Source organism: Mucilaginibacter sp. P2_A4 (genome assembly GCF_056405015.1).
Map to the genome: position 1 here is coordinate 855,885 of NZ_JBFUCX010000001.1, position 21,802 is coordinate 877,686.

Sequence of the window (21,802 nt, forward strand, 5' to 3'; positions counted from 1 at the left end):
CTCACTTTACTGTCAACCTTACCAAGTACTGTTGATATTCATCTTCCAGTAAAACTTCCATTTCAAATCCGGCTTCCTGAACAATAGTGATCAATGTTTTTTCATCAACGTAAAGCCATGGGAACCAATCGGTTTTTGCACGATTGTATTGATACTGGTAACTGAGTTCACCATAGTATTTGCCGGTATCGGGCAGGTTTCCCTCGTAGAGGTACGCAATATCCGATGAATCGAATAATAACTGACCGCCTTTATTAAGCAAGCTTTTTACATGCTCTAAAAACACTTTAAGATTTTCTAAGGTTCCTGTCAGGCCGATGCCGTTCATTAGTAACAGCAGTGTATCGTATTTGCGTTCTTTAAATTCAAATATATCGGCGGTGATTATCTTTTTTACACCACGCGCCTGCATTACATCTGCGGCAAAGGCTGATATCTCAAGGGCAGTTACATCAAAACCACGTTCCTGCAGTACCAGGGCATGGCTGCCGGCGCCTGCACCAATATCAAGAACTTCGCCACGGCACTCGTTAAGTGCAAGCCATTCTATATCAGGCATATCATCCTCATCGCGGAAATAGGTTTCAATAGGCATTTCTTCCTTTGGGCCGTATTGGTTGTTGATCCAAAGCTTATGTGGAGGATTCTTGTAATAATGATCGTGTATGGCCTGACCTAAAATATCTTTCATGCAGGGGCAAAAGTATGAATTGATCGCTTAGGTAATGTGTTTAATGTAAGATTTAAATTACTGATTCTTAAAGGTGTTTCTAATCTGGTGGCGATATTTTCTCGAATTTTATCCACATAAAGGCAAAGGAAGCGGTTAAAAAAAAGAATACCAGAATGAAATTGATATATATAATAATTTGTGTTAGGAGAAGAGGATTTGAAGATTTTAACTGAATAGCATTTTCTGTATTTTCAGGCCCATACTCATCAAGGTATTCTTTTAACGATGTCATGTTTTTTTGAATAAGGTATTGCTTCAATTCATTATTAATCCATAAAGGTTGAATCGTTCCTCTTGAACGGGCGCCCTTGGGGATATTACATGATTTATAAACTTGTAAATAAGCAAATAAGGATGATAAAAATAATACCATACAAATTACCGCCTGTATGGTGTAGAATCTCAGAGAATATTTTTTTAAACTTTCCTTATTTAGCCAGATCAGTAAAATAATAAGCGCACAAACGGCCTCAACCATACCGCCCATAATTTCTTTAGAAAAAGACGGAGGGACACCCAGATTGGTTTTCATTATTGTTAATCCGGGAATTAGCCCAACGGTGTTAGTTGCCCATTTTAACCAGTTTTTTGTTGTGTTAGTATTCATGGAATCGGAAATGAGAAATTTTTAGGGGTTACCGTCGCAGGGTCCATAAATTTTACATAATATTTTCCTGCGTAGGAAAATATTAAATAGTATGGTTGATCATGCGCATTAAAATATATGTCGGTTGCTGTATTGCCAATTCTGTGATTGGTTAGCCCCTTCGCAATTGGGGCGGATAATACACTTTCCTGAGGATGAGGTAAATGGAATTTATCCTCCCAATCTATTTTAGGTACTTCGTAAACCTCTGCGGTTATGCCTCTGGGTATGGAAGCGATATTGCAAACGATAACATTGTCTTCATCAATTTCAAGATAATGTATGTTTTGGGTCAATATTTGTACGCTATTTCCTCCCGGATGATTAACATAATATTCCCGGGTAAATGTTTTAATTTTATTTGTATTAATATATTTCTTTAAAGTATCCGAGTTATAAACTATCACATTTAATCCCAATGACCGGGCGCGCTCGAACTGATCGAATTGTATTTTAAATTGTATTTTTTTTAAGCTTGCTTTTTGATAGTTATCCGGTAAAATTATCACCGTATCTGCCATGGAATTGGTAACATCAATTATTAAAGGCTCTAAATTATCACTATCCTTGAAAATTAAGTTAGCATATATTTTGTCTATTTTTTTACCCCCTGTTTTTTCTGATTCAAGTAGTTTGGTTAATGCCTTATCATGAGTATCAATAAGCACCGATTGTGTTTGTGCACAAACGCGATGACTTAATGCGATAATGAGAATTAAAACTAACTTTTTCATGATATGGCTTGGAAAAGTGAATTTAATGATTTTATTTAATTATTTTACTTACTGTCTTTATATATTATTGATACTACTTTGTAGGTAGAAGTTCATCTAATAAATACCTTTGGTAATATGTTTAGCGGCTATACTTTATTAATACTCATTATAATTACAGGAATAATTTACAGCGTGGCCGCCCGGAAACTAACTTTTGCCGCAGCCTTAACTGGTGGGGTAGTAGCTTACAGCGTTTTTATTGGCGCTGGTTTCACCGGTATTGCTATGATGACTACCTTTTTTATCTTAGGATCGGCGGCTACCTCGTTCCAGCAAAATAAAAAGCAGGCTTTTACTATTGCAGAAGAACGAAAAAGCGGGAGAACAACCGGGCAGGTGCTGGCTAATGCAGGGGTAGGGGGAATAGCGGGGTTATTGGTGCTGTTATATCCTCAATTAACTCATTTGCTGGCGCTGATGATGGCAGCCAGTTTTGCTTCGGCTACGGCAGATACGCTGTCATCAGAATTGGGTACGGTTTATGGTAAGCGTTTCTATAACATCATCAGCCTGAAACCGGATCAGGGTGGATTAGATGGGGTGATAAGTCTGGAAGGGACATTAACAGGCATTGCCGGAAGTTGTGTAATCGCGGTAATTTATGCTATTGGCTTTGGGTGGGATTTAAACCTCATCTGGATTGTTGTTGCAGGAACAATAGGGAATTTAAGTGATTCGGTAATGGGCTCGTTACTGGAGCGTAAGCATTACATCGGCAATAACACTGTAAACTTTTTAAATACCTTGATAGCTGCTTTAGTGATGCTGTTGTTTTACTTTATTTAATATTGATATTTACCAAATGACTTTTATTTTAATAGGTTTTATTGTTTTTGCGTTGGTTGCTTATTTCTTTTTAAAGAACAATAAAGCAAAAACAGCCCGTAGTATTTCAAACGCAGGTTACAAATCAATATTAGCGCAACATATTCAATTTTATCAGCAGCTTGATGAAGCAGGCAAGCAGGTATTTGAGCAGAAAATAAATGTATTCCTGAGCGGCATTACCATCGAAGGGGTAGGCACTATAGTTGATGATACGGATAGGGTGATGATAGCCTCAAGCGCGGTAATACCCATCTTTGGATTTAAGGATTGGAGGTATCAGAATTTAACCAATGTGATATTGTATCCCGATACCTTTGATAGTGAGTTTCAGTTTGAGGGTGAAAACCGGAGCATATTGGGGATGGTAGGTACCGGGTATATGAATGGGCAAATGATTTTATCGAGGGCGGCATTAATAAAAGGGTTTTCAAACTCAGCCGGAAGGGAAAATACCGCCATTCACGAATTTGTGCACCTGCTGGATAAAAGCGATGGAGCAACTAATGGTGTGCCCGAAAATCTACTGGCGCACGATTATGTTTTGCCCTGGTTAAAAATGATACACCAGGAAATTCATAAAATAGAAGAAGGTAAATCTGATATTAACCCTTACGCTATTACCAACGAAGCCGAATTTTTTGCTGTGGCGGCCGAGTATTTTTTCCAAAAAACTGACGAACTAAAGCACAAACACCCGGAGCTATATGGAATGCTGAGCACTATATTTATGCAGGATAGGGCAGGGGATTAAATTTTACAGCGAATTAAAACCAAAATCCAGTTGACCGGCCATTTCTAAAGTATTGCCGGTATGGCCAATATAATAAACCGGTGTTTCCTCATGCCTCGAGGCAACTACTATTTTGATCCCATCGGCACAGTTTGTAAACAAGTCTTCTACCAGTTTGGGGTCGTTATTGTTTTTGGATAGATGGGCCAGTAATAAATGCGTCATGTGGGCCGGTCGGTGAGTCATAAACAGTGCTAATGCTTGTTTGTTGCTCAGGTGGCCTTTGCCTCCGCGGATTCGCCTTTTCAGGTGATAAGGATACCCGCCATTCTCCAGCATGTCTTCATCATAGTTAGCTTCCAAAAAAGCGGCATGGCACTGGCTAAAATAGCGGATCAGCTGATCGCATACAACGCCAAGGTCGGTAAATACACCTACTTTAATATCGCGGCAGCTAACAATAAAACTATGTGGCTCGGTAGCGTCATGTACTTTAGGGAAAGAAGTAACTTCCAGTTCACCTATGGTTACTGTTTCAAATTCCCGCAGGTGATGAACTAATTTCTCATCCACAGTATTACCTAAATGGAGCAATGTACCGGGCGTGATATAAACCGGGAGGTTAAATTTTTTGGCCAATACCGGGATGCCGCGAATATGATCGGAGTGCTCATGCGATACAAAAATCGCTTTTACTTTGCTCATGGAAAGGCCAAGCCGGGCCATCCGTTTTTCAGTTTCACGGCATGATATGCCGGCATCAACCAATATAGCTTCCCGCTCGTTCCCTACGTAATAGCAATTGCCGTTACTCCCCGAATTTAGTGATGTAATGAATAAAGACATGTTTTTGAGCCAAAAACTGAAGGCCGAAAGCAAAAAGCTGCCCTTCAATTGTATGGTACAAAGTAACGGTTTTAGCCCCTATTTTTAGTTGTTGCAACCTCTTACTTTTTAAAAATAAGTATCAATTTTTTGAGGTTATAAAAAGCTGCTTATATTTAACCATGGATTCACCACAAACTTTACCCATACTTGATGCAGTTGAACTGCGCGTGCTTGGCTCGCTAATGGAAAAAAGCAAAACCACGCCAGATTATTATCCAATGACTCTCAATGGTTTAACTGCAGCCTGTAATCAAAAAACATCGCGCAAGCCGGTAGTGAATTATGATGATGGTACGGTTACCGATGCCTTAAATACGTTAAAAAGGCGTGGACTGATTTCGACAGCAACCGGCGGATCTATCCGCAATATCAAATACAAGCACAATTTTGCCATTGTTTTCCCGGTGATTCCCGCCGAGGTAGCATTAATTTGCCTGCTGATATTGCGTGGCCCGCAAACACCGGGTGAGCTGAATACCAATTCGGGCAGGTTATATGAGTTTGAATCGATAGAAGAAGTACAGGAAATGCTGGAGAAACTGGCTGATCCGGCTATGCCTTATATTGTACAATTGCCGAAACGCCCAGGTCAAAAAGAACAGCGGTATGCTCATTTATTAGCTGGTACGCCGGTGATAACCGACGATGACGAAGTGGAAGAAACCGGCGGTAGATCATCCGGTGGATTAGAAGCACGTGTTGTTAAATTGGAGCATGACCTTGCCGAAATGAAGGAGGCTTTTGATAAGCTGATGAAGGAGTTGATGGGGTAGATTACATTCAAAGAAGTTTTAATTTAATATATGAATTGGATTATCCGGAAAACACTAAAGCTATCCTGTCACACGTACTTGAACGAACTTTTAGCCCCTATTTTAGAAGACCTGGAAGGATTTAATTGGTTGATAACTGATATAGAATATAATACTTCAGGTTTGTTTGAAGGCCAGAAGTTACCTATAAATCACGAAGATGATTATTTTTTGTTGTCTGAAAATGAATTGCATCAATTGCTCGATGCGCGTGTGCAAATTTATTGGGCGGTTATTTTAGGTATACCTTCGTTTACGAAACCCTTAGTGGATGAGCAGAATTTGCCATTTGCTGAAGGTAATCCCCTGATCTGGAAAAATGGAAATATACAGCACCCTGATGCAGAGATAGAGATTGTTTGTTACGACAGTGGATATACGATTGTAAAATTCAGGGATCAGTACCTTTCCGAAAAATTTAAAAGTTATTTCACCGAAGCTATAGATTTGGAACGTTTTAAGAGTAAAACATTGCCATATTATTGATTTAACTAACCTTTTTTACCCACCAAACTCATCATCTTATAAGCTGCCTTCAAAACTGTAATTAATCCCTCCGGTTTCATGGGTTTGGCAATATAATCATCCATACCTTCACTAATGCACAGGTCGCGGTCATCAGGGCCGGCATTAGCGGTCATGGCTATGATGAAAGGCTGTAGCTTACGGTTGCTTTCGCGGATGGAACGGGTGGCCTCAAAACCATCCATTTCGGGCATTTGGATGTCCATCAGTATCACGTTAAAATGCTGTTCTTCCAGTTTTTGCAATACATCAAACCCATTTTCGGCCAAAGCAAATTCATACCCCAGCTTATTTAGCATGCGGCTAATGAGTTTTTGATTTACCAGGTTATCTTCCGCAACCAGGATATGGAGCGGGAACTCAGCGGCGAATTTTTCATCAAGAAGCTTTACAGCTTTAGGTTCAATCTCGGGCGTATTTCCATATCCCCTTAATTCTGCCTGGATGCTTTTACCCAGTTGATTTTGCTTAACAGGCTTGGTTAAAATGGCCGAGAACAGTCCCGGATATTTTGTTTTTGAACCGTCGCCAATGGAGCTCAGCATTATAATAGGCATCTGTGCATATTTAGCCTTAACGGCCGTAGCAAAACCGACACCATCCATAAATGGCATCTCCATATCTGTAATGATGAGATTGTAATCCTGGTTATTGGCCAGCAAATCAAGACCCTCCGCAGCTGATGAGGCAGTTGTGGTGATTAATCCCCATTGCTCCAATTGGGTTTTAAGTATAAAAAGGTTGGTTTGGTTATCATCAACAACCAATACTTTTTTGCCTTCAAGAAGGGAAGTGTCAAAAACCAACGGCACATGTTTAGATTGCTTTTTACTTACCGCAACTTTAATGGTAAACACAAATACCGAACCTTCGCCGTAAACGCTTTCTGCCCAGATATCTCCTCCCATCAGTTTTACCAAACGCTGGCTGATAACCAATCCTAAACCGGTACCGCCATACTTACGTGTAGTTGATGAATCTGCCTGCCAAAAGGCATTGAATAGGCTGGATACCTTTTTTTCGGGGATACCAATTCCTGTATCCATTACGCTAAAACCTATCTCAATATCACCATTACTATGAGTTTTTGAAAGAAAAACCTTTATAAATACTTCGCCTTGCTGGGTAAACTTTAAAGCATTGCTGGTTAAGTTACTCATTACCTGTTTTAAACGTAGGCTATCACCCACAACCTGGTTTGGCAGGGCAGCATCTATCTGGTAAACCAGCTCCAGGCCTTGCTGCGAGGCTTTAGGTGCAAACAGGTCAAGTACATCTTCAATACAATGGCGCAGATCGAAATCTTCTTCCTCCATCTCCATTTTGCCCGATTCTATCTTTGAAAAATCGAGAATATCATTGATTACGTTAACCAGGCTATCGCCGCATGATATGATCGTATCCGTGTATTCACGTTGTTCCATATTCAGTTCGGTTTCACTTAAAAGTGAAGCCATACCAATCACACCGTTCATGGGCGTACGTATTTCATGGCTCATGGTAGCCAGGAATATACTTTTGGCCTGGTTGGCCTTATCTGCTTCTTCGCGGGCCTCTTTTTCATGGGTCATGTGAACTTCCAGCTCTTCTGATTGCGATAGTAATTCTTCATTAAGAGCCTGCAATTCTTCAGATTGCGCCTGCAGATCGGAATTTAATTGCTGCAGATCGTCGGATTGTTTTTTTATCGCTTCAGACTGGTATAAAACCTCGGCGGTACGTTCAGATACCTGTTGTTCCAATAGATATTTTTGCTTTTCTATATTGTTTACCTTCCATCGGTAAAGGCTGTAAATTATAGCAAATACACCCAATAAAGTACCCGAAATAAACCACCAGGTTAGCCAGAAAGGAGGTAAAACGGTAAGATTCAAACTCAATTCGTGTTTTGACCATTTGCCGTCGCCGTTACGGCTTTTTACCTTAAATATGTAGTTACCCGCCGGCAGGTTGGTATAAGTAGCTGAATTTTTGCTGCCAACATAATTCCAGTTTTTATCGAAGTTCACTAACTGGTATGCGTATTCTTTTTTATTGGCCTGCACAAAATCCAACGATACAAATTCAAAAGAGATAACCGATTGCCTATGGAGCAACGTAATCGATTTTGTTTCAGAAATGTCCTCTTTTAAAGGGGAGTGGTCGTTATCATTTTGAGCTACAGGAACCGTTTTATTAAAAATTTGGAAATCTGTTAATATCAGTGGTGGATCATAGGTAGTTTCCATTACCTTATCCGGATCAAACATATTGAACCCGTTAACGCCACCAAAATAAATAATACCGTCGTGGCTCTTTACTGCCGAGTGAGGCTTAAATTCATCCGATTGCAAACCGTCCTCAATATTGAAATTATGGAATTTTTTTGTTCGCGGATTAAACCTCGATACGCCATTGTTAGTGCTTATCCATAGGTTGCCATTATTATCTTCCCTTATAGCATAAGTATAATTGTTTGGCAGGCCATCGTTTGCTTTATAGGTAAAAAACTTGTTTGTTTTTGGATCAAACCGGGTAAGGCCGTCATAAGTGCATATCCATATGGTTCCAACATGGTCTTCAAACAAATCAAGCGCCGCATTATTACCCAAACTGTTTTTTGAAACGTTGTATCTGAATATCTTAAAGGTATTGGTTTCTGGCTCAAACAAGTCAAGGCTGCCATCATTGGTGCCCACCCAAAGGTTTCCTTTAGTATCACTTAAAAGGGAGTTTATATTATCGCTGCTAATACTTTTCGGGTTATTAGGATCATGCCGGTAATGGATAAAGCCATTTGTTTTGGGGTTAAACAATTCAAGCCCCTGGCCAAGTGTGCCAAACCATATTTTATGATCGGGAGCAGCAGCAACGGCATAAACATTGTTTCCGCTTAAACTGGTCGAGTCATTGGGATTGTTCCTGTACGATTTGAATTTATGGGTTTGAAGATCCATTACGCTTACCCCATCTCCCCAGGTGCCTATCCATAAATTGTTTCGGTCATCTTCTTTTAATGCCAAAACATAATTGCCGCCGATGGTTGTTTTGTCTTTATCACTATACCGGTAAGCTTTAAAACTGCCTGTTTGGGGATTAAATTGGTTCAGCCCGCCGCCATCGGTACCAAGCCATATATTGTTTTCTTTATCTTCAGCAATACTCAGCACAAAGTTGTTTGATAAGCTATTGGCCAACGAATTATGATTGTAGTGAATGAAATTTTCTTTTACTTTTTTGTATAAACTGATACCAGCGGCAAAGCCGCTTATCCACATATTACCTACTTTATCCTTCAAAATCACATCAACAGAATTGCTGGATATGCTGCTGTTATCCACCTCGTCCTGGGAATGGTTGCTAAATGTTGCTTTCTCGTAATTAAATATGCTAAGGCCTCCATTTTCTGTACCTATCCATAAATTATGATTGCTGTCTTCGCCAAGGCACTGTATGTTGTTATGTGATAGCGAATTGCTATTGTTGGGATTGTTTTTGAAATGCTTAAAAGTTAAAGTATTGGCATCGTAAAGGTTTAAGCCGCCCTCGGTAACACCAATCCACAAACGGTGGCTGCTATCTTCAAAAATGGAAGTTATTTTATTGGCAGATATTGTTTTGCCGTCTTTTTCATCGTGCTTAAAACTGGTGAAGCTTTTGGTTTTCGGATCAAAAAGATTAAGGCCGCCATTTGATGTTCCTATCCATACATTATTTTGAGTATCAACATATATTACCCTCGCGTTATCGTCACTTAAACTACGCGGATCATTCTTGTTGTACTTGTAGTGAATGAATTTGTTTTCATTGACGATGTATTCATCAACCCCATCCTTTAATGTGGCTATCCATAAATTACCATTCTTATCCAAAGCAATATTTACCGTGAAATTATTGGTAAGGCTGTTTTGTAATTTGTCGTTATGCAGGTAGTGGTAAAAGCGATTTTTTTTACGGTCGTATTTATTAACCCCTCCGCTTGTAGCTATCCACAGATCGCCGTTTTTATCTTCAATAATATGGTTTACATAATTGTTGCTGATGCTGGTGTTGTCATTAATGTCATTCCGGAAGATCTTGAATTTACTGCCATCGAACCTGTTAAGCCCGTCACGGGTACCTACCCATATAAATCCGCGGTGGTCTTGGATCAGGGAGTTGACATTAAGTTCGGAAAGGTTTTCCTTACTGCCAATACGCTGGAAATGTATGGGCCGGTCCTGGGCAATTACAAACAATGATATAGCTTGAAAAAGTAAGATCAGATAAAGCTTATAGCCATTCATTGATATCAGGATGTTATAAAATTGGATGTATTGTATAAATAACCCAGATCTTGGAAATTAAGTAATTAACTGGAACGCCGGGGTATACCTGTTTAAACGTGGAACAACCTGATTTAGTTATGCCTAAGCTAAAGTTAAATTAATAGATACCTTGTAATTTTGCACAATGTGCCGAATAAACGAACTTAAAAACTTCCCGTTTCCTTTGGCAGCTATACGCGTTGCCTTAAAAACAATATAGAGCTATTTTTTTACCTTTGCATATGCCTCAACAAGTAAATAACCCGCTACACGGTAAAACATTAGAGATGATATTGAACGAGCTGGTGGCCCGTTTCGGCTGGCCGGAGCTTGGCTACCAGATACGGATAAATTGCTTTTTGGAGGATCCAAGCATATCGTCAAGCCTTAAATTTTTGCGCAAAACGCCCTGGGCCCGCAAAAAGGTTGAGGACATGTATATTCATTACTTTACAAAAAAGAATTAGTGCTTGCGCTTATTGTTCATTTTGGCCTTTTGCCCCGAACTAAAGTTGTAAGTTTTTGAGTTGGCTGCTTTTTTTTCATGAAAGGCAGCACCTGCAACAGGAGCATCTGGATTTGGTTTAGTTGCTTTCTCCTCTTTTTTAACTTTCAGTTCTTTTTCAATAATTAGCTCTGCAGGCAATTCAGCAATTGATATTTTTTTGCCAATAGCCTGCTCAATCTTCTTAACCTGGCTAAGCTCAAGATCGGTAGCAAAGGTTAGGGCCATTGTTTCGTTTTCGCTATCGGGCAGGTGATTAGTGATACGCTCAATAAACATATCCTTTTCTGCTGGCAAATCAAAATGGATCAGGAAGGGGATATCTGTAAGGTTGATGGTTTCCTCGTTTTCATTGGCAACCAATAGTACTCTCGAACTTTCATCGGCCTTAAAATCTTCGATGCTTTTAAACCCTGGGCTATCAAAAAACTGTGGGTTTAAATAGGCAACTGCTGTACGTAAGCGTGTTTGAAGGCTTTTATATACTTTTTCGGCTGTAGCGCGGGTGTTTACAAACACAACGGTTTTGGTAAACAACTCCTCATCGTACATGAATAAATTAAGCAGGTTTAGTTTGGTGCCAAAGTTTGGTACATTATATAATAACTGCGGATAGGTTTCTATTGGTTTTTCTGCTAATGCTTCTACCTCGATGATAGTGGGCTCATGCATAAAAGGAGCTAACATTTTTTCCAACTTGCTGTGCATCACCTCGGTAAATACCAGTTTTTGACTTTTACCAATGCTGTTGGCCAGTTCAACTACAGGTAGTTGCATGCCTTTTTTAATCATCTCATCAGCATCATCAACCACAAACAGAACAACCTTGTTAAGGTTAAGAGCAAGTTTCAGGTAGATAGCTCTTGCCCTGTCAGGAGTGGCAACAACAATATCGGCACCATCAGCAAGTGCATCCATTTGTGCTTCTATACCTGGCGCTACATACAGGCCAACAATTTTAATGGATTTATTTTTATTAAGAAGATCAAATTGTTCAATTACACTTAATACATCTTCTTTCTCGGGTACCAGGATCAATACATGCGGAACGCCTTCCGGTGCATAATTAAAGCGGTTTAACACACCTAAAACGTAAGTGGTAGTTTTGCCGCTGCCTTCATGCCCTATGGCGATAATATCCTGGCCGCCAACTATTCTTGACAAGGTTTTTAGTTGCAGTTCTTTAGGGTTTGTAAAACCAGCTTCATTTACCGACCGAACAAGTTGCTTTTTTAGCTTTAATTTTTCAAACCACACCATCTGAGAACCTTATTAAATTATATTTAAGAGGGCGAATTTACCTAAAATACTGCTCATATCCATTATGAGAGTCAATAAATTAGAATCGGTAGACAAGATAGCCGTAATTTATCAGCATTAAAGTGATTGCCAAACCGTATCATCGTCCCTTTGCAGCAGGCCCGAAAATGTTGGCCTGGCCGGGATATCAAGGTAAGGATAAGTTATTTTTGAGAGGTATAAACCTTGCGGATAGGCGGGTATAATGATTTTTGGTGTTTGCCCGCTGATGAGGTGACCCTCAAATTCATCAACAGTCATCTGGCCGCGGCCAATCTCCAACAGGCGGCCAACAATTATCCTGATCATCTTACTTAAAAACCGGTTAGCAGAAATATGGAAACGCAGCCTGTCGCCGGTTTTATCAACGTATAGCGCAGCCGAGCTCACATGGCAAATGGTATGATCAATTCTGTTGGGCATTTTGCAGAAAGCACGGTAATCATTGTAAAGCGGTAACAGTGCAACCGCCTTTTTCATTTCATCGATGTGCAGGCTTGTTTCGGGATATAAAGCGCTGAAACCACTCAAAAAAGGATCCTTATAGGTGTGGATGAAATAATCATAGGAGCGCTGTATGGCATCGAAACGGGCGTGGGGCAGACCCTGCATTGGTATAATATCAAATACCGCGATATCATCAGGCAATATTTTATTCAGCCTAAAGAAGAGGTCGAAATTCCATTCCTGCTCAATATCAACATGGAAAAAAAATTGGCTGGCATGCACCTGGGCATCTGTACGACCACAACCGTTAACCGCAACCACGGTTTTTAAAAGCTGGCTTAATGCAGTTTCAAAAATATCCTGTACGCTTGCAACGCCTGCATGTTTTTGCCAGCCGCTGTACCGTGTGCCATGATAACCTATATGAAAAAAATACCGCATCTTCTTTTGCCAAAAATCCACAAAAAATGTGGTAAAAATATTCTAAAAGTAAAGGCCCGCGGTATTTAACTGCGGGCCTTTATAAATATGGTAATAAACCGTTATTTAAACTTTTTTAGGAGGAAGGTCAAATGCAATTGCATTATGCTCAAAATGACCTTTGTGCGATCCATCACAAAACGGTTTGTTTGCTGATAGGCCGCAACGACAAACAGAAAGCACAGTTCTGCCTTGTAAGCCGTAGTTATTACCCTGCATATCTACAATTTCAAAATCGCCTTCAATTTTTACAGATCCGTTGTTATTAATAGTAAGTTTAGTTGTTGCCATTCGTTAAAATTTTGGTGCAAAGGTAACCAATGAAAGGGCGTATATGAAGCCTATTTGCTATTTAGAAGTGTTCCTGATTGCGTATAAATATCCACTCACCGGCATAAATGACAAATAGATGATTAGTAAAAAACAACCTTAAAAACATTAAGTTTTAGCTTTGTTATGTACCTACATCATGTAATTACTTACATTAAAAAATACCACAATGGAATACAGACAATTAGGAGCATCGGGTTTGAGAGTGCCCGTGTTAAGTTTTGGCACTGCCACTTTTGGCGGTGGAAATGAGTTTTTTAAAGCCTGGGGTAATACGCAGGTTGATGAAGCTAAAAAGCTCATCAATTTATGCCTTGATGCCGGCGTTAACTTTTTTGATACCGCGAATGTGTACTCAAGGGGCACCTCTGAAGAAATATTGGGTAAAGCTTTAGATGGATTGCGCAAGGATGTGCTTATTAGTACCAAAGCAACCTTTAGCATGGGCGATGGCGCTAATGACTATGGCTCATCTCGTTTTCATTTGATCAGGCAAGCCGAGGATAGTTTACGCCGCCTGCAAACAGATCATATTGACATATACCATATGCACGGCTTTGATGCCACAACGCCGGTTCAGGAAACCCTGCGTGCGCTGGACGACCTGATAACCAGCGGCAAAGTAAGGTACATTGCCTGTTCCAATTTTTCGGGCTGGCATTTAATGAAGTCGCTGTCTGTATCTGAGCGTTATGGCTGGAGCAGGTACGTGGCTAACCAGGCCTATTATTCGCTGTTGAACCGCGAATTTGAATGGGAGCTGATGCCTTTAGCTATTGATCAAAATGTTAGTACCATAGTTTGGAGTCCTTTAGCATCTGGTCAGTTGAGCGGCAAGTTCAGGAGAGGTCAGCCGATACCTGAAAATTCAAGAACGGTACAAGGCGGTGCGCATGGCCCGGCCACCAACTTTGATCATTTATACAACATTGTTGATGCTTTGGACGAGGTAGCCGAGGAAACAGGTAAATCTGTTGCACAGGTGTCAATCAATTGGTTATTACAAAGGCCAACTGTTGCCAACATCATTATAGGCGCCCGCAACGAGGAGCAGCTTAAACAAAACCTTGATGCCGTTGGCTGGAATTTAACTATAGACCAGGTTAAAAAACTGGATGCTGCCAGTGAGGTTGCACCAGTTTATCCATATTGGCATCAGCGCCAGGACACCAAATTGGTACCGCTGCCAATACAATATTAAACCATATTAAGTGAAATACCTTAGCGATAGGTTTTAAATCTATCGCTAAGGTATCTATCGGGGTTCATTATTGTTTACGTAAAATTACGTCTCATCAATCCCCAAATTCCGTATTAATACTATTTTTTTGGTAGTGGAAATTAACTACTTTTATAATGAAAACGGTTAGTATTAAGGTCTGCTTAAATTCCTAAACCTTATCATTTTAAACAAGCCCACTTGCTGAGGCTTGTTTTTTAGAAATAAACATTCGCGATAATTATACTCCATAATTAAAGTAACAGTTAAATTACAATGGCTGTTAAAAAAAAACTCCCATTTTTTTTCAGGCTTTACAAAACTTAGCTAATTTGCCGCCCCTGCCCGCCGGGCAATGTGTTATAAACCAATTAACCCATTTTAGCTATGCTTAACCGTAGACAGTTCATTCAAACTACATCAGTTGCCGGAACCAGTTTCCTGCTTGGAACCCAGGTATCAAAGGCCGCCTCATTTTTTAAGGGATCGCCTAATGAAAAAGTAGTTTTAGGTATGATGGGAACCAATAGTCGTGGCCTTTACCTAGCCCAGAACTATGCTAAAATCCCCAATGTAGAGATAGGATATATTTGTGATGTAGATTCAAAGGTGGTGGATAAAACTATCGACGAGATCTTTAAAATAACAGGTAAAAGACCTAAAGGTATTACTGACATCCGCAAGATGCTCGAGATAAAAGCCATTGACGCCGTGGTTGTTGCCCCGCCCGATCACTGGCATGCGCCGGCAACTATTATGGCCTGCCAGGCCGGTAAGCATGTATATGTAGAAAAGCCCTGCAGTCATAATCCACATGAAGGCGAAATGGCTGTTGAAGCAGCAAAAAAGTATAATCGTTTGGTGCAAATGGGCAGTCAAAGACGCTCATTCTCAAACGTGCAGGCCATGGTTAAGGAACTGCATGATGGCGTTATCGGCAGAACTTATTATGCAAAAGGATGGTATACCAACCATCGTTTAAGCATTGGTCATGGCAAGCAGGTGCCTGTGCCCGCTAATCTTAATTATGATTTATGGCAGGGCCCGGCACCGAGAAAGCCATACCAGGATAACCTTATTCACTACAACTGGCACTGGTTCTGGAACTGGGGAACCGGCGAGGCCCTCAACAACGGTACCCATGAGCTCGACGTGATTCGTTGGGGTTTGGGTGTTGATTATCCTAATAAGGTAGTATCAACCGGTGGCCGCTTTCACTTTAATGATGACTGGCAAACGCCGGATACCCAAAATATCCTTTATAACTTCCCCAATAATACTGCCGCCGAATGGGAAAGTCGCAGCAGCAACGGCTTTAATATTGAACAATTGGGTCGTGGCGTAATATTTTATGGCGATAAAGGAACCTTATTTTATGGTAGCGGCAATGGTTACCAGGTTTATGACGGCGATAACAAATTGGTAAAGGAAATTAAAGATGATACCAAAGTGGATGCCACCAACAAAGTAAGCCCTACCGAAGCGCTGGATGGCTTCCATATGAAAAACTTTATTGATGGGGTTAGGGGAGTAGCACCACTGAATTGCCCTATCGAAATCGGCTTTAAATCAACCCTGCTGCCGCAATTAGGGAATATATCCTACCGCGTGGACAGGGTACTGCACATTGACCCTACCAATGGCCATATCCTGAATGATCCCGAAGCTGAAAAACTTTGGAGCAGGGAGTATGAAAAGGGCTGGGAAGTGAAGGTGTAAAGAATAAATTCTTTGTCATCCTGAGCGATAGCGAAGGATCTAATCGCAGACTTTACAGGGCGAAGAAGCATGGCGAATAATAGATCCTTCACTATGTTCAGGATGACAAAACGTTCCTCTACACCATGTGATTGCGAGGAACGAAGCAATCGCGAACTTGAAAGGTTCCCGATTTTCACGTTGCACACGCAATTACATAATTATGAATTTTGAACAATAAAACCATACTATGAAAAAATACATCTATCCAATAATTCTTTTATTAACCACAGCCTCTTTGACCCAGGCTCAAACAAAAATATTTGATGGTAAAACGCTTAAAGGCTGGAAACGCCTTGCCGGTACCGCCGACTATAATGTAGAAGATGGTGCCATTGTAGGTACCACAGTTTTAAACTCTGGCAACACCTTTTTAGTTACCGAAAAGGAATATGGCAATTTCATTTTAGAGCTTGACGCGAAAATTGAAAGCAAGCTAAGTAATTCGGGAGTGCAAACCCGCAGTCACTACAATCCTGCCGGGCATGATGGTAAAGGCCTGGTTTATGGCCGCCAGTTTGAAATTGATCCGTCTGATCGTAAATGGACGGGCGGTATTTATGATGAGGGCAGGCGTGACTGGTTATATCCACTGGATTTAAACGCAGCCGCAAAAGATGCCTTTAAAGTAGGAGAATACAATCATATCCGTATAGAATGTATTGGCAACGAAATGAAAACATGGGTAAACGGCATCCCAACAGCCGATGTGGTAGATACCATTGATACAAAAGGTTTTATTGCCTTACAGGTACATGCTGTTACTGATCAGAAACAGGCAGGCAAAAAAGTATACTTCAAAAACTTTAACCTGCAAACTGTCAATTTAAAATCAAAACCCTTCCCTAAAGATGTTTACGTGGTAAACCTGCAGCCAAACAGTATCACGCCCGCCGAGAAGGCCGCCGGTTGGAAGTTGCTTTACGATGGAAAAAACAATACAGGCTGGCATGGAGCAACCCTTAAAAGCTTTCCTGATCATGGTTGGGAGGTAGCTAATGGCACCATGCATGTGCTGCCTTCTGCAGGTAAGGAAGAATCTGGTGGTGGTGATATAGTTACCAATGATAATTACAGTGCTTTTGATCTGTCGTTTGAGTTTAAGCTGACACCTGGCGCCAACAGTGGTGTTAAATATTTTGTTACGCTTAGCGAAGTTACCACAGGATCGGCCATAGGTCTGGAATACCAGGTGCTGGATGATAAACTGCACCCCGATGCCAAACTTGGCCGGGATGGCGACAGAACTTTAGCCTCGCTATATGACCTCATAAAGGCCAACAAACAGGACCGTTTTGTTCATCCTATCGGTGCCTGGAATACCGGCAGGGTAGTTGTTTATCCAAACAACCATGTAGAACATTACCTGAATGGTGTTAAAGTACTGGAATATGAACGCGGCTCCAAAGCTTACAAAGACCTGGTAGCCATGAGTAAATATACCATCTGGAAAAACTTTGGCGAAGCCCCTCAAGGGCACCTGTTATTACAGGATCATGGTAACGAGGTGTTTTTTAGAAGTATAAAGGTTAAAGAGTTGAAATAGGAGCCACGCACAGTCCTTTCCAAGAGAGGTGGTGTGTGGATACATCTTTTAATAAAAAAAATTGCCATTTAGACAAACAGTGGGGTGGCACGAGCAATGGGGTGAGGAGAAATCTTATATAAGCGACAAGCGAACATGCAAGTCGTAGAAGATTTCTCCTCGTGCCTCGTTCGAAATAACGAAGTTTTTAATACAAGAGGGGGCTTCTACAATGAACTCCTCAGCGTTACATTAAATGGCACTGCAAAGTGCTCATGACAATTGCTTAATGCATACTCTGCGGTTTTGCTGCCCATGAGCTTAAAATCGGTAGATATGGTGGTGATACCATCAAGTATGATCTCCTTAAGTGCAGTTTCATTATAAGATATTACACCTACATCCCTGGCTACCTTGAGGTCAGCCGCAATGATCTTTTTGATCAGGACAACCAGGTCATCTTCCATTAAACTGATATAAACGGTATTTATTTTAATAGTTTCAGAAGCTAAAGAATCAACCACTTCATAATCAAAAGCATATTGCCGGCAAAAATTAAGAAAGCCTTTCAGGATCTCTTTGGAATGATATGTTTTGCCAGGGAATATGAGTTTAATGGTTTGGTACTTGGTAAGCTTATCCAGCAGTTTTTTTAGCGCTTCATAAACATCCGATGCGAAATTCTCATAAATGGCCGCGAATTTTCCGCCTACACCAGGTACCAGGTTATCAAGCAATATCAGTTTATCTTTTGGAATGGTATTGATAATTTCGTGAGCCTTGGTTTCATTATCCAAAAAGTGTGGTATAATGATGTATTTGGCATAGTCGCTTTGGAAACTCTCGGCAATTATCTTTTTAAAAAAGTAGAAGTCGTTGTTATAAATATAAAAATCAATTGTTGCCAGCTCACCGATGGTAGCAACAAAAGCATCGTATATTATCTTCTTGTGAGCGCTTAATTTATTGAAAAGTAAAAATATTTTTAACGGTTTCTGAAAATCGGTATTTGAGATAAAGAACCCTTTTCCCGGTACCGAGCTTACAATGCCCTTGTCTTTCAATTCCCTGTAAACCCGCTCAATGGTATTGCGTGAAGTATCCAGTGCAAAGCTGAGATCATTGATAGATGGCAGCATATCGTCTTTTACAATATCACCATTTTCAATTGCCCTGATAATAGCATTTGATAACTGAAGGTATTTTGGGGTAATGGAATACTCATCAATGGATAATATTTTAAGATAATTTTTCACACTTATATAATTGGGCCTGGCACAAATGTAATATTCCGCATTTATATTTTTAATTTAAAAAGATAGTAAAGGATGGTTGATGACGGCGTGTTTTTATGTTGAAGGAACCAATTATTTCTTTGCCTGGTTTTCTCTTCCGGTTCAAGCAATTTTACCTGTCCTTCCGCTGAAAACTGTAATATAAATACCCCAATGCAGGTAGTATAAACATACTCCCAATCAGCAAACCTATGGCAAGGTCATCAATAGTATTATTAGTGGCGTGATCGGCTAACAGCGACATGGAGCTGCCGCCTTTAAAGATCACAAAGCGGGGGAAACGGCTTGCCCCAACCGAGATCAGGATCATGCTTACCTGGAATGCTGCCAACACCCTGATCCATTGACGGTTCTTTTTGTCGGATATAATAAACCAAAGTAATATCAATGACAGGATAGCTGCTATTACAGCTGTCAGGCCTATGGGGTTGCCAAAAATCCATTTTGATAAGCCCACATGCTCAATATCCGAGGCTATGAAAACCAGTCCGCCGCAAATGGCAGCAACAATGTTTGATACTTTTGCCTTTTTGATATAGCGTTTAATGTCATCAACATTATCTGTTTCGCCTACTATATAAATAGCTGCAAGGAAACCGCAAAGTGCTACAGTAAAAAATCCAACGGCTACAGAAAACCAGTTAAACCAACTGAAAATATAAGCATGTACAAAATCTTTTGCTGTAGGATCAATTTGGCCTGATAGCGCGCTGCCGGCAATAATGCCCAAAAACAAGGGCGTAACAAAACTGGAATAAACAAACATGTGGTTATAAAAACCCTGTGTTTTCTCGTCCTTAATAGCATCGTAATTACGGAAGGTAAACGCGGTGCCGCGGGCAATGATCCCCAATAGCAAAATCAACAATGGAATATGCAGATAAGTGCACATTTCACTGTAAATATCCGGGAATCCCACAAAAAGAATCACCACGGTAATAATAAGCCACATATGATTAGCCTCCCATATGGGGCCAATGGCCTGGTACATGGTTTTACGGGTTCGGTGTTTATTATCGGTTGATGTAAAAAGCTCGATAATGCCCGCGCCAAAATCTGCTCCTCCTAACAGGAAGTACAGGGTAATTGAGGCAAATAAAAAAAGGATAACAACGTATAACATAATATCGGCGGGTTAACGGTCGTACAATTCAGGTACCATTTGGATCTGTCTTTTCAGTAGGAAAATAACAAATACGCTTAGGGTAAAGTAAATAAAGGTGAACAGGTAAAAAGTATACTGGATGCCCGGCATTTTGGTTATTGCATCACTGGTGCGCATTACACCCTGGATGATCCATGGCTGTCTGCCAACTTCTGTAACTGTCCATCCGGCCTCAAGTGCAATAAAACCCAATGGTGTAGCAACAATAAATAGTTTAAGGAACCAACCTTTGTTGAACCAATCTCTTTTTTTCCAAAGGGCAATAAAATATAGTATACCGATAAACATCATCAGCGTACCAATACCAACCATGATTTGAAAAGCATAATGCATAATGGCAACGGGAGGCTGATCTTTTACCGGGATCTTATCCAGCGCATTTACGGATGTTTTAAAATTATCATGAACCAAAAAGCTCAGCAAACCCGGAATCTCCAGGCCATAATTTACTTTTTTAGCTGCGGTATCGGGTATGCCGCCAATAACAAGGGGGGCATATTCCTGGGTATGAAAGTATGCCTCCATTGCGGCAAGTTTGGCGGGTTGCCTTTTTGCTGCCCCTTTTGCAGATATATCGCCGCTAAACGGTTGTAAAATAGCTGCTGCTGCGCCAAATATGATGGCTATCTTAAATGATTTGGTATGAAAAGCAACGTTTCTTTTCCTGTAGATCATCAGCGCGTGGATACCCGCTACCGCGAAACCAGTGGCCGAAAACGCGGCAATGGTCATGTGCAATGATTCAGAAAACCAGGCTTCGTTAAACATAGCCTTTAATGGATCAATGTTGAGGTATTTACCGTTCACATAATCAAAACCTGATGGACTGTTCATCCACGCGTTGGCCGATACCACTAAAATTCCCGATGCTATCCCGCTTATACCTACCACCACTCCGGTAACCCAATGGAACCAGGTGTTAAGTCTGTTCCACCCGTATAGGAAAAATCCAAGGGCAATTGCCTCAATAAAAAAAGCAGTCCCTTCCAAAGAAAATGGCATCCCAAAAATAGGACCTGCATGCTTCATAAACGAAGGCCACAGCAAACCAAGTTCAAATGAAAGCATAGTGCCGGATACTGCACCCGTAGCAAAAAATATGGCTACACCCTTACTCCAGGCAATGGTAACGTTTTTGTAAACAGGGTCTTTAGTTTTTATCCACTTGTAATGCGATATAGCCATAAAAACAGGCATAACCATACCAATGCAGGAGTAGATGATATGAAAACCTAATGATAAGGCCATTTGCGACCTTGCTGCGATAAAATCATCCATAGTCGTGATATAAATTATGGTTGAAAGTTAAAAGCTATATCGCACAAATGTAACAGAAATGTTAATTGATATTGAATATGAATTAGCGGTTTTTTATTGTAACGTCTTGTATTAGTGGATAGAATTTAGTAAAAGTGACAGAGGAAAGCGGGGCATTCTTCCCTTGAGGGGGCTGTGGAACTTGTTATTTGGCGGATATAGTGGAGAACATATCCCGCCATATGGCAATGCAATGCGCCCTTTCCCGGGCTATTGTGTGGACACCCAAAAAGTGCAG

Annotated in this window: 19 protein-coding genes; 8 read left to right on the forward strand and 11 right to left on the reverse strand. The window is 40.6% G+C overall.

What is annotated here, in order from left to right; all coding sequences use genetic code 11:
- Position 1: 1 nt before the first annotated feature.
- The 3 genes from AC1DYB_RS03250 to AC1DYB_RS03260 form a co-directional block, all read right to left on the reverse strand.
- The gene (locus AC1DYB_RS03250; protein WP_477432393.1) at positions 2-691 is read right to left on the reverse strand and encodes a class I SAM-dependent methyltransferase; all 690 of its coding nucleotides are present in this window, start codon (positions 689-691) and stop codon (positions 2-4) included.
- A 79-nt stretch (positions 692-770) separates the two neighbouring features.
- Positions 771-1,340 carry a hypothetical protein gene (locus AC1DYB_RS03255; RefSeq protein ID WP_477432395.1) on the reverse strand — a complete coding sequence of 190 codons (570 nt, stop codon included), beginning with the start codon at positions 1,338-1,340 and terminating at the stop codon, positions 771-773.
- Positions 1,337-2,113, reverse strand: coding sequence for a hypothetical protein (locus tag AC1DYB_RS03260; RefSeq protein WP_477432397.1), 777 nt, complete (start codon positions 2,111-2,113; stop codon positions 1,337-1,339). Before AC1DYB_RS03260 ends, AC1DYB_RS03255 begins: the two co-directional genes overlap by 4 nt.
- A 117-nt stretch (positions 2,114-2,230) precedes the next feature.
- Here AC1DYB_RS03260 and AC1DYB_RS03265 point away from each other — a divergent pair, with 117 nt between their 5' ends.
- A complete protein-coding gene (locus tag AC1DYB_RS03265) occupies positions 2,231-2,941 on the forward strand; it encodes a DUF92 domain-containing protein (RefSeq protein WP_477432399.1) in 711 nt (236 codons plus the stop codon).
- Between the two features lie 16 nt (positions 2,942-2,957).
- Positions 2,958-3,734 (forward strand): M90 family metallopeptidase, encoded by a 777-nt coding sequence (locus AC1DYB_RS03270; protein ID WP_477432401.1) that lies wholly within the window; start codon positions 2,958-2,960, stop codon positions 3,732-3,734.
- A 3-nt stretch (positions 3,735-3,737) separates the two neighbouring features.
- Here the strand turns inward: AC1DYB_RS03270 and AC1DYB_RS03275 are convergent, their stop codons facing one another.
- Entirely contained in the window at positions 3,738-4,559 is an 822-nt protein-coding gene (locus AC1DYB_RS03275) for an MBL fold metallo-hydrolase (protein WP_477432403.1), read from the reverse strand.
- Between the two features lie 161 nt (positions 4,560-4,720).
- On the opposite strand from AC1DYB_RS03275, the gene AC1DYB_RS03280 reads away from it, so the two are divergent.
- Together AC1DYB_RS03280 and AC1DYB_RS03285 are read left to right on the forward strand one after the other, a co-directional pair.
- Complete coding sequence (locus AC1DYB_RS03280; RefSeq protein WP_477432405.1) at positions 4,721-5,374, forward strand: YceH family protein; 654 nt, start codon at positions 4,721-4,723, stop codon at positions 5,372-5,374.
- A 30-nt stretch (positions 5,375-5,404) separates the two neighbouring features.
- Positions 5,405-5,899, forward strand: a complete 495-nt coding sequence (locus AC1DYB_RS03285; protein WP_477432407.1) for a hypothetical protein — start codon at positions 5,405-5,407, stop codon at positions 5,897-5,899.
- A 5-nt stretch (positions 5,900-5,904) separates the two neighbouring features.
- Here the strand turns inward: AC1DYB_RS03285 and AC1DYB_RS03290 are convergent, their stop codons facing one another.
- Positions 5,905-10,203 (reverse strand): two-component regulator propeller domain-containing protein, encoded by a 4,299-nt coding sequence (locus AC1DYB_RS03290; RefSeq protein WP_477432409.1) that lies wholly within the window; start codon positions 10,201-10,203, stop codon positions 5,905-5,907.
- 263 nt (positions 10,204-10,466) lie between these two features.
- Between AC1DYB_RS03290 and AC1DYB_RS03295 the strand changes: the two genes are divergently transcribed.
- Positions 10,467-10,691 carry a VF530 family protein gene (locus AC1DYB_RS03295; protein WP_295711666.1) on the forward strand — a complete coding sequence of 75 codons (225 nt, stop codon included), beginning with the start codon at positions 10,467-10,469 and terminating at the stop codon, positions 10,689-10,691.
- On the opposite strand, the gene AC1DYB_RS03300 is transcribed toward AC1DYB_RS03295, so the two are convergent.
- The 3 genes from AC1DYB_RS03300 to AC1DYB_RS03310 all read right to left on the reverse strand — a co-directional run bounded on the left by AC1DYB_RS03300 (position 10,688) and on the right by AC1DYB_RS03310 (position 13,246).
- Positions 10,688-11,989 carry a DEAD/DEAH box helicase gene (locus AC1DYB_RS03300; protein WP_477432411.1) on the reverse strand — a complete coding sequence of 434 codons (1,302 nt, stop codon included), beginning with the start codon at positions 11,987-11,989 and terminating at the stop codon, positions 10,688-10,690. The two genes, AC1DYB_RS03295 and AC1DYB_RS03300, sit on opposite strands and share 4 nt — an antisense overlap.
- A gap of 117 nt (positions 11,990-12,106) precedes the next feature.
- Complete coding sequence (locus AC1DYB_RS03305; RefSeq protein WP_477432413.1) at positions 12,107-12,916, reverse strand: tRNA pseudouridine synthase A; 810 nt, start codon at positions 12,914-12,916, stop codon at positions 12,107-12,109.
- Between the two features lie 105 nt (positions 12,917-13,021).
- Positions 13,022-13,246: a CDGSH iron-sulfur domain-containing protein gene (locus tag AC1DYB_RS03310; RefSeq protein WP_091142315.1), complete on the reverse strand. Its 225-nt coding sequence runs from the start codon at positions 13,244-13,246 to the stop codon at positions 13,022-13,024.
- 208 nt (positions 13,247-13,454) lie between these two features.
- On the opposite strand from AC1DYB_RS03310, the gene AC1DYB_RS03315 reads away from it, so the two are divergent.
- The 3 genes from AC1DYB_RS03315 to AC1DYB_RS03325 all read left to right on the forward strand — a co-directional run bounded on the left by AC1DYB_RS03315 (position 13,455) and on the right by AC1DYB_RS03325 (position 17,808).
- Positions 13,455-14,486: an aldo/keto reductase gene (locus AC1DYB_RS03315; RefSeq protein WP_477432415.1), complete on the forward strand. Its 1,032-nt coding sequence runs from the start codon at positions 13,455-13,457 to the stop codon at positions 14,484-14,486.
- Between the two features lie 405 nt (positions 14,487-14,891).
- Positions 14,892-16,223: a Gfo/Idh/MocA family protein gene (locus AC1DYB_RS03320; RefSeq protein WP_295711670.1), complete on the forward strand. Its 1,332-nt coding sequence runs from the start codon at positions 14,892-14,894 to the stop codon at positions 16,221-16,223.
- A 229-nt stretch (positions 16,224-16,452) separates the two neighbouring features.
- A complete protein-coding gene (locus tag AC1DYB_RS03325) occupies positions 16,453-17,808 on the forward strand; it encodes a 3-keto-disaccharide hydrolase (RefSeq protein ID WP_477432417.1) in 1,356 nt (451 codons plus the stop codon).
- A gap of 206 nt (positions 17,809-18,014) precedes the next feature.
- Here the strand turns inward: AC1DYB_RS03325 and AC1DYB_RS03330 are convergent, their stop codons facing one another.
- From AC1DYB_RS03330 to AC1DYB_RS03340, 3 genes are all read right to left on the reverse strand, one after another.
- Positions 18,015-19,043, reverse strand: a complete 1,029-nt coding sequence (locus AC1DYB_RS03330) for a GntR family transcriptional regulator (protein ID WP_477432419.1) — start codon at positions 19,041-19,043, stop codon at positions 18,015-18,017.
- A gap of 151 nt (positions 19,044-19,194) precedes the next feature.
- A complete protein-coding gene (locus AC1DYB_RS03335; RefSeq protein WP_477432422.1) occupies positions 19,195-20,205 on the reverse strand; it encodes a cytochrome d ubiquinol oxidase subunit II in 1,011 nt (336 codons plus the stop codon).
- Between the two features lie 12 nt (positions 20,206-20,217).
- Positions 20,218-21,525: a cytochrome ubiquinol oxidase subunit I gene (locus tag AC1DYB_RS03340; protein ID WP_477432424.1), complete on the reverse strand. Its 1,308-nt coding sequence runs from the start codon at positions 21,523-21,525 to the stop codon at positions 20,218-20,220.
- Positions 21,526-21,802: the final 277 nt, after the last annotated feature.

Excerpts from the sequence above, each read along its gene's own strand:
- AC1DYB_RS03250 (WP_477432393.1), bottom strand. The coding sequence starts at position 691 with ATGAAAGATATTTTAGGTCAGGCCATACACGATCATTATTACAAGAAT.
- AC1DYB_RS03255 (WP_477432395.1), bottom strand. The coding sequence starts at position 1,340 with ATGAATACTAACACAACAAAAAACTGGTTAAAATGGGCAACTAACACC.
- AC1DYB_RS03260 (WP_477432397.1), bottom strand. The coding sequence starts at position 2,113 with ATGAAAAAGTTAGTTTTAATTCTCATTATCGCATTAAGTCATCGCGTT.
- AC1DYB_RS03265 (WP_477432399.1), top strand. The coding sequence starts at position 2,231 with ATGTTTAGCGGCTATACTTTATTAATACTCATTATAATTACAGGAATA.
- AC1DYB_RS03270 (WP_477432401.1), top strand. The coding sequence starts at position 2,958 with ATGACTTTTATTTTAATAGGTTTTATTGTTTTTGCGTTGGTTGCTTAT.
- AC1DYB_RS03275 (WP_477432403.1), bottom strand. The coding sequence starts at position 4,559 with ATGTCTTTATTCATTACATCACTAAATTCGGGGAGTAACGGCAATTGC.
- AC1DYB_RS03280 (WP_477432405.1), top strand. The coding sequence starts at position 4,721 with ATGGATTCACCACAAACTTTACCCATACTTGATGCAGTTGAACTGCGC.
- AC1DYB_RS03285 (WP_477432407.1), top strand. The coding sequence starts at position 5,405 with ATGAATTGGATTATCCGGAAAACACTAAAGCTATCCTGTCACACGTAC.
- AC1DYB_RS03290 (WP_477432409.1), bottom strand. The coding sequence starts at position 10,203 with ATGAATGGCTATAAGCTTTATCTGATCTTACTTTTTCAAGCTATATCA.
- AC1DYB_RS03295 (WP_295711666.1), top strand. The coding sequence starts at position 10,467 with ATGCCTCAACAAGTAAATAACCCGCTACACGGTAAAACATTAGAGATG.
- AC1DYB_RS03300 (WP_477432411.1), bottom strand. The coding sequence starts at position 11,989 with ATGGTGTGGTTTGAAAAATTAAAGCTAAAAAAGCAACTTGTTCGGTCG.
- AC1DYB_RS03305 (WP_477432413.1), bottom strand. The coding sequence starts at position 12,916 with ATGCGGTATTTTTTTCATATAGGTTATCATGGCACACGGTACAGCGGC.
- AC1DYB_RS03310 (WP_091142315.1), bottom strand. The coding sequence starts at position 13,246 with ATGGCAACAACTAAACTTACTATTAATAACAACGGATCTGTAAAAATT.
- AC1DYB_RS03315 (WP_477432415.1), top strand. The coding sequence starts at position 13,455 with ATGGAATACAGACAATTAGGAGCATCGGGTTTGAGAGTGCCCGTGTTA.
- AC1DYB_RS03320 (WP_295711670.1), top strand. The coding sequence starts at position 14,892 with ATGCTTAACCGTAGACAGTTCATTCAAACTACATCAGTTGCCGGAACC.
- AC1DYB_RS03325 (WP_477432417.1), top strand. The coding sequence starts at position 16,453 with ATGAAAAAATACATCTATCCAATAATTCTTTTATTAACCACAGCCTCT.
- AC1DYB_RS03335 (WP_477432422.1), bottom strand. The coding sequence starts at position 20,205 with ATGTTATACGTTGTTATCCTTTTTTTATTTGCCTCAATTACCCTGTAC.
- AC1DYB_RS03340 (WP_477432424.1), bottom strand. The coding sequence starts at position 21,525 with ATGGATGATTTTATCGCAGCAAGGTCGCAAATGGCCTTATCATTAGGT.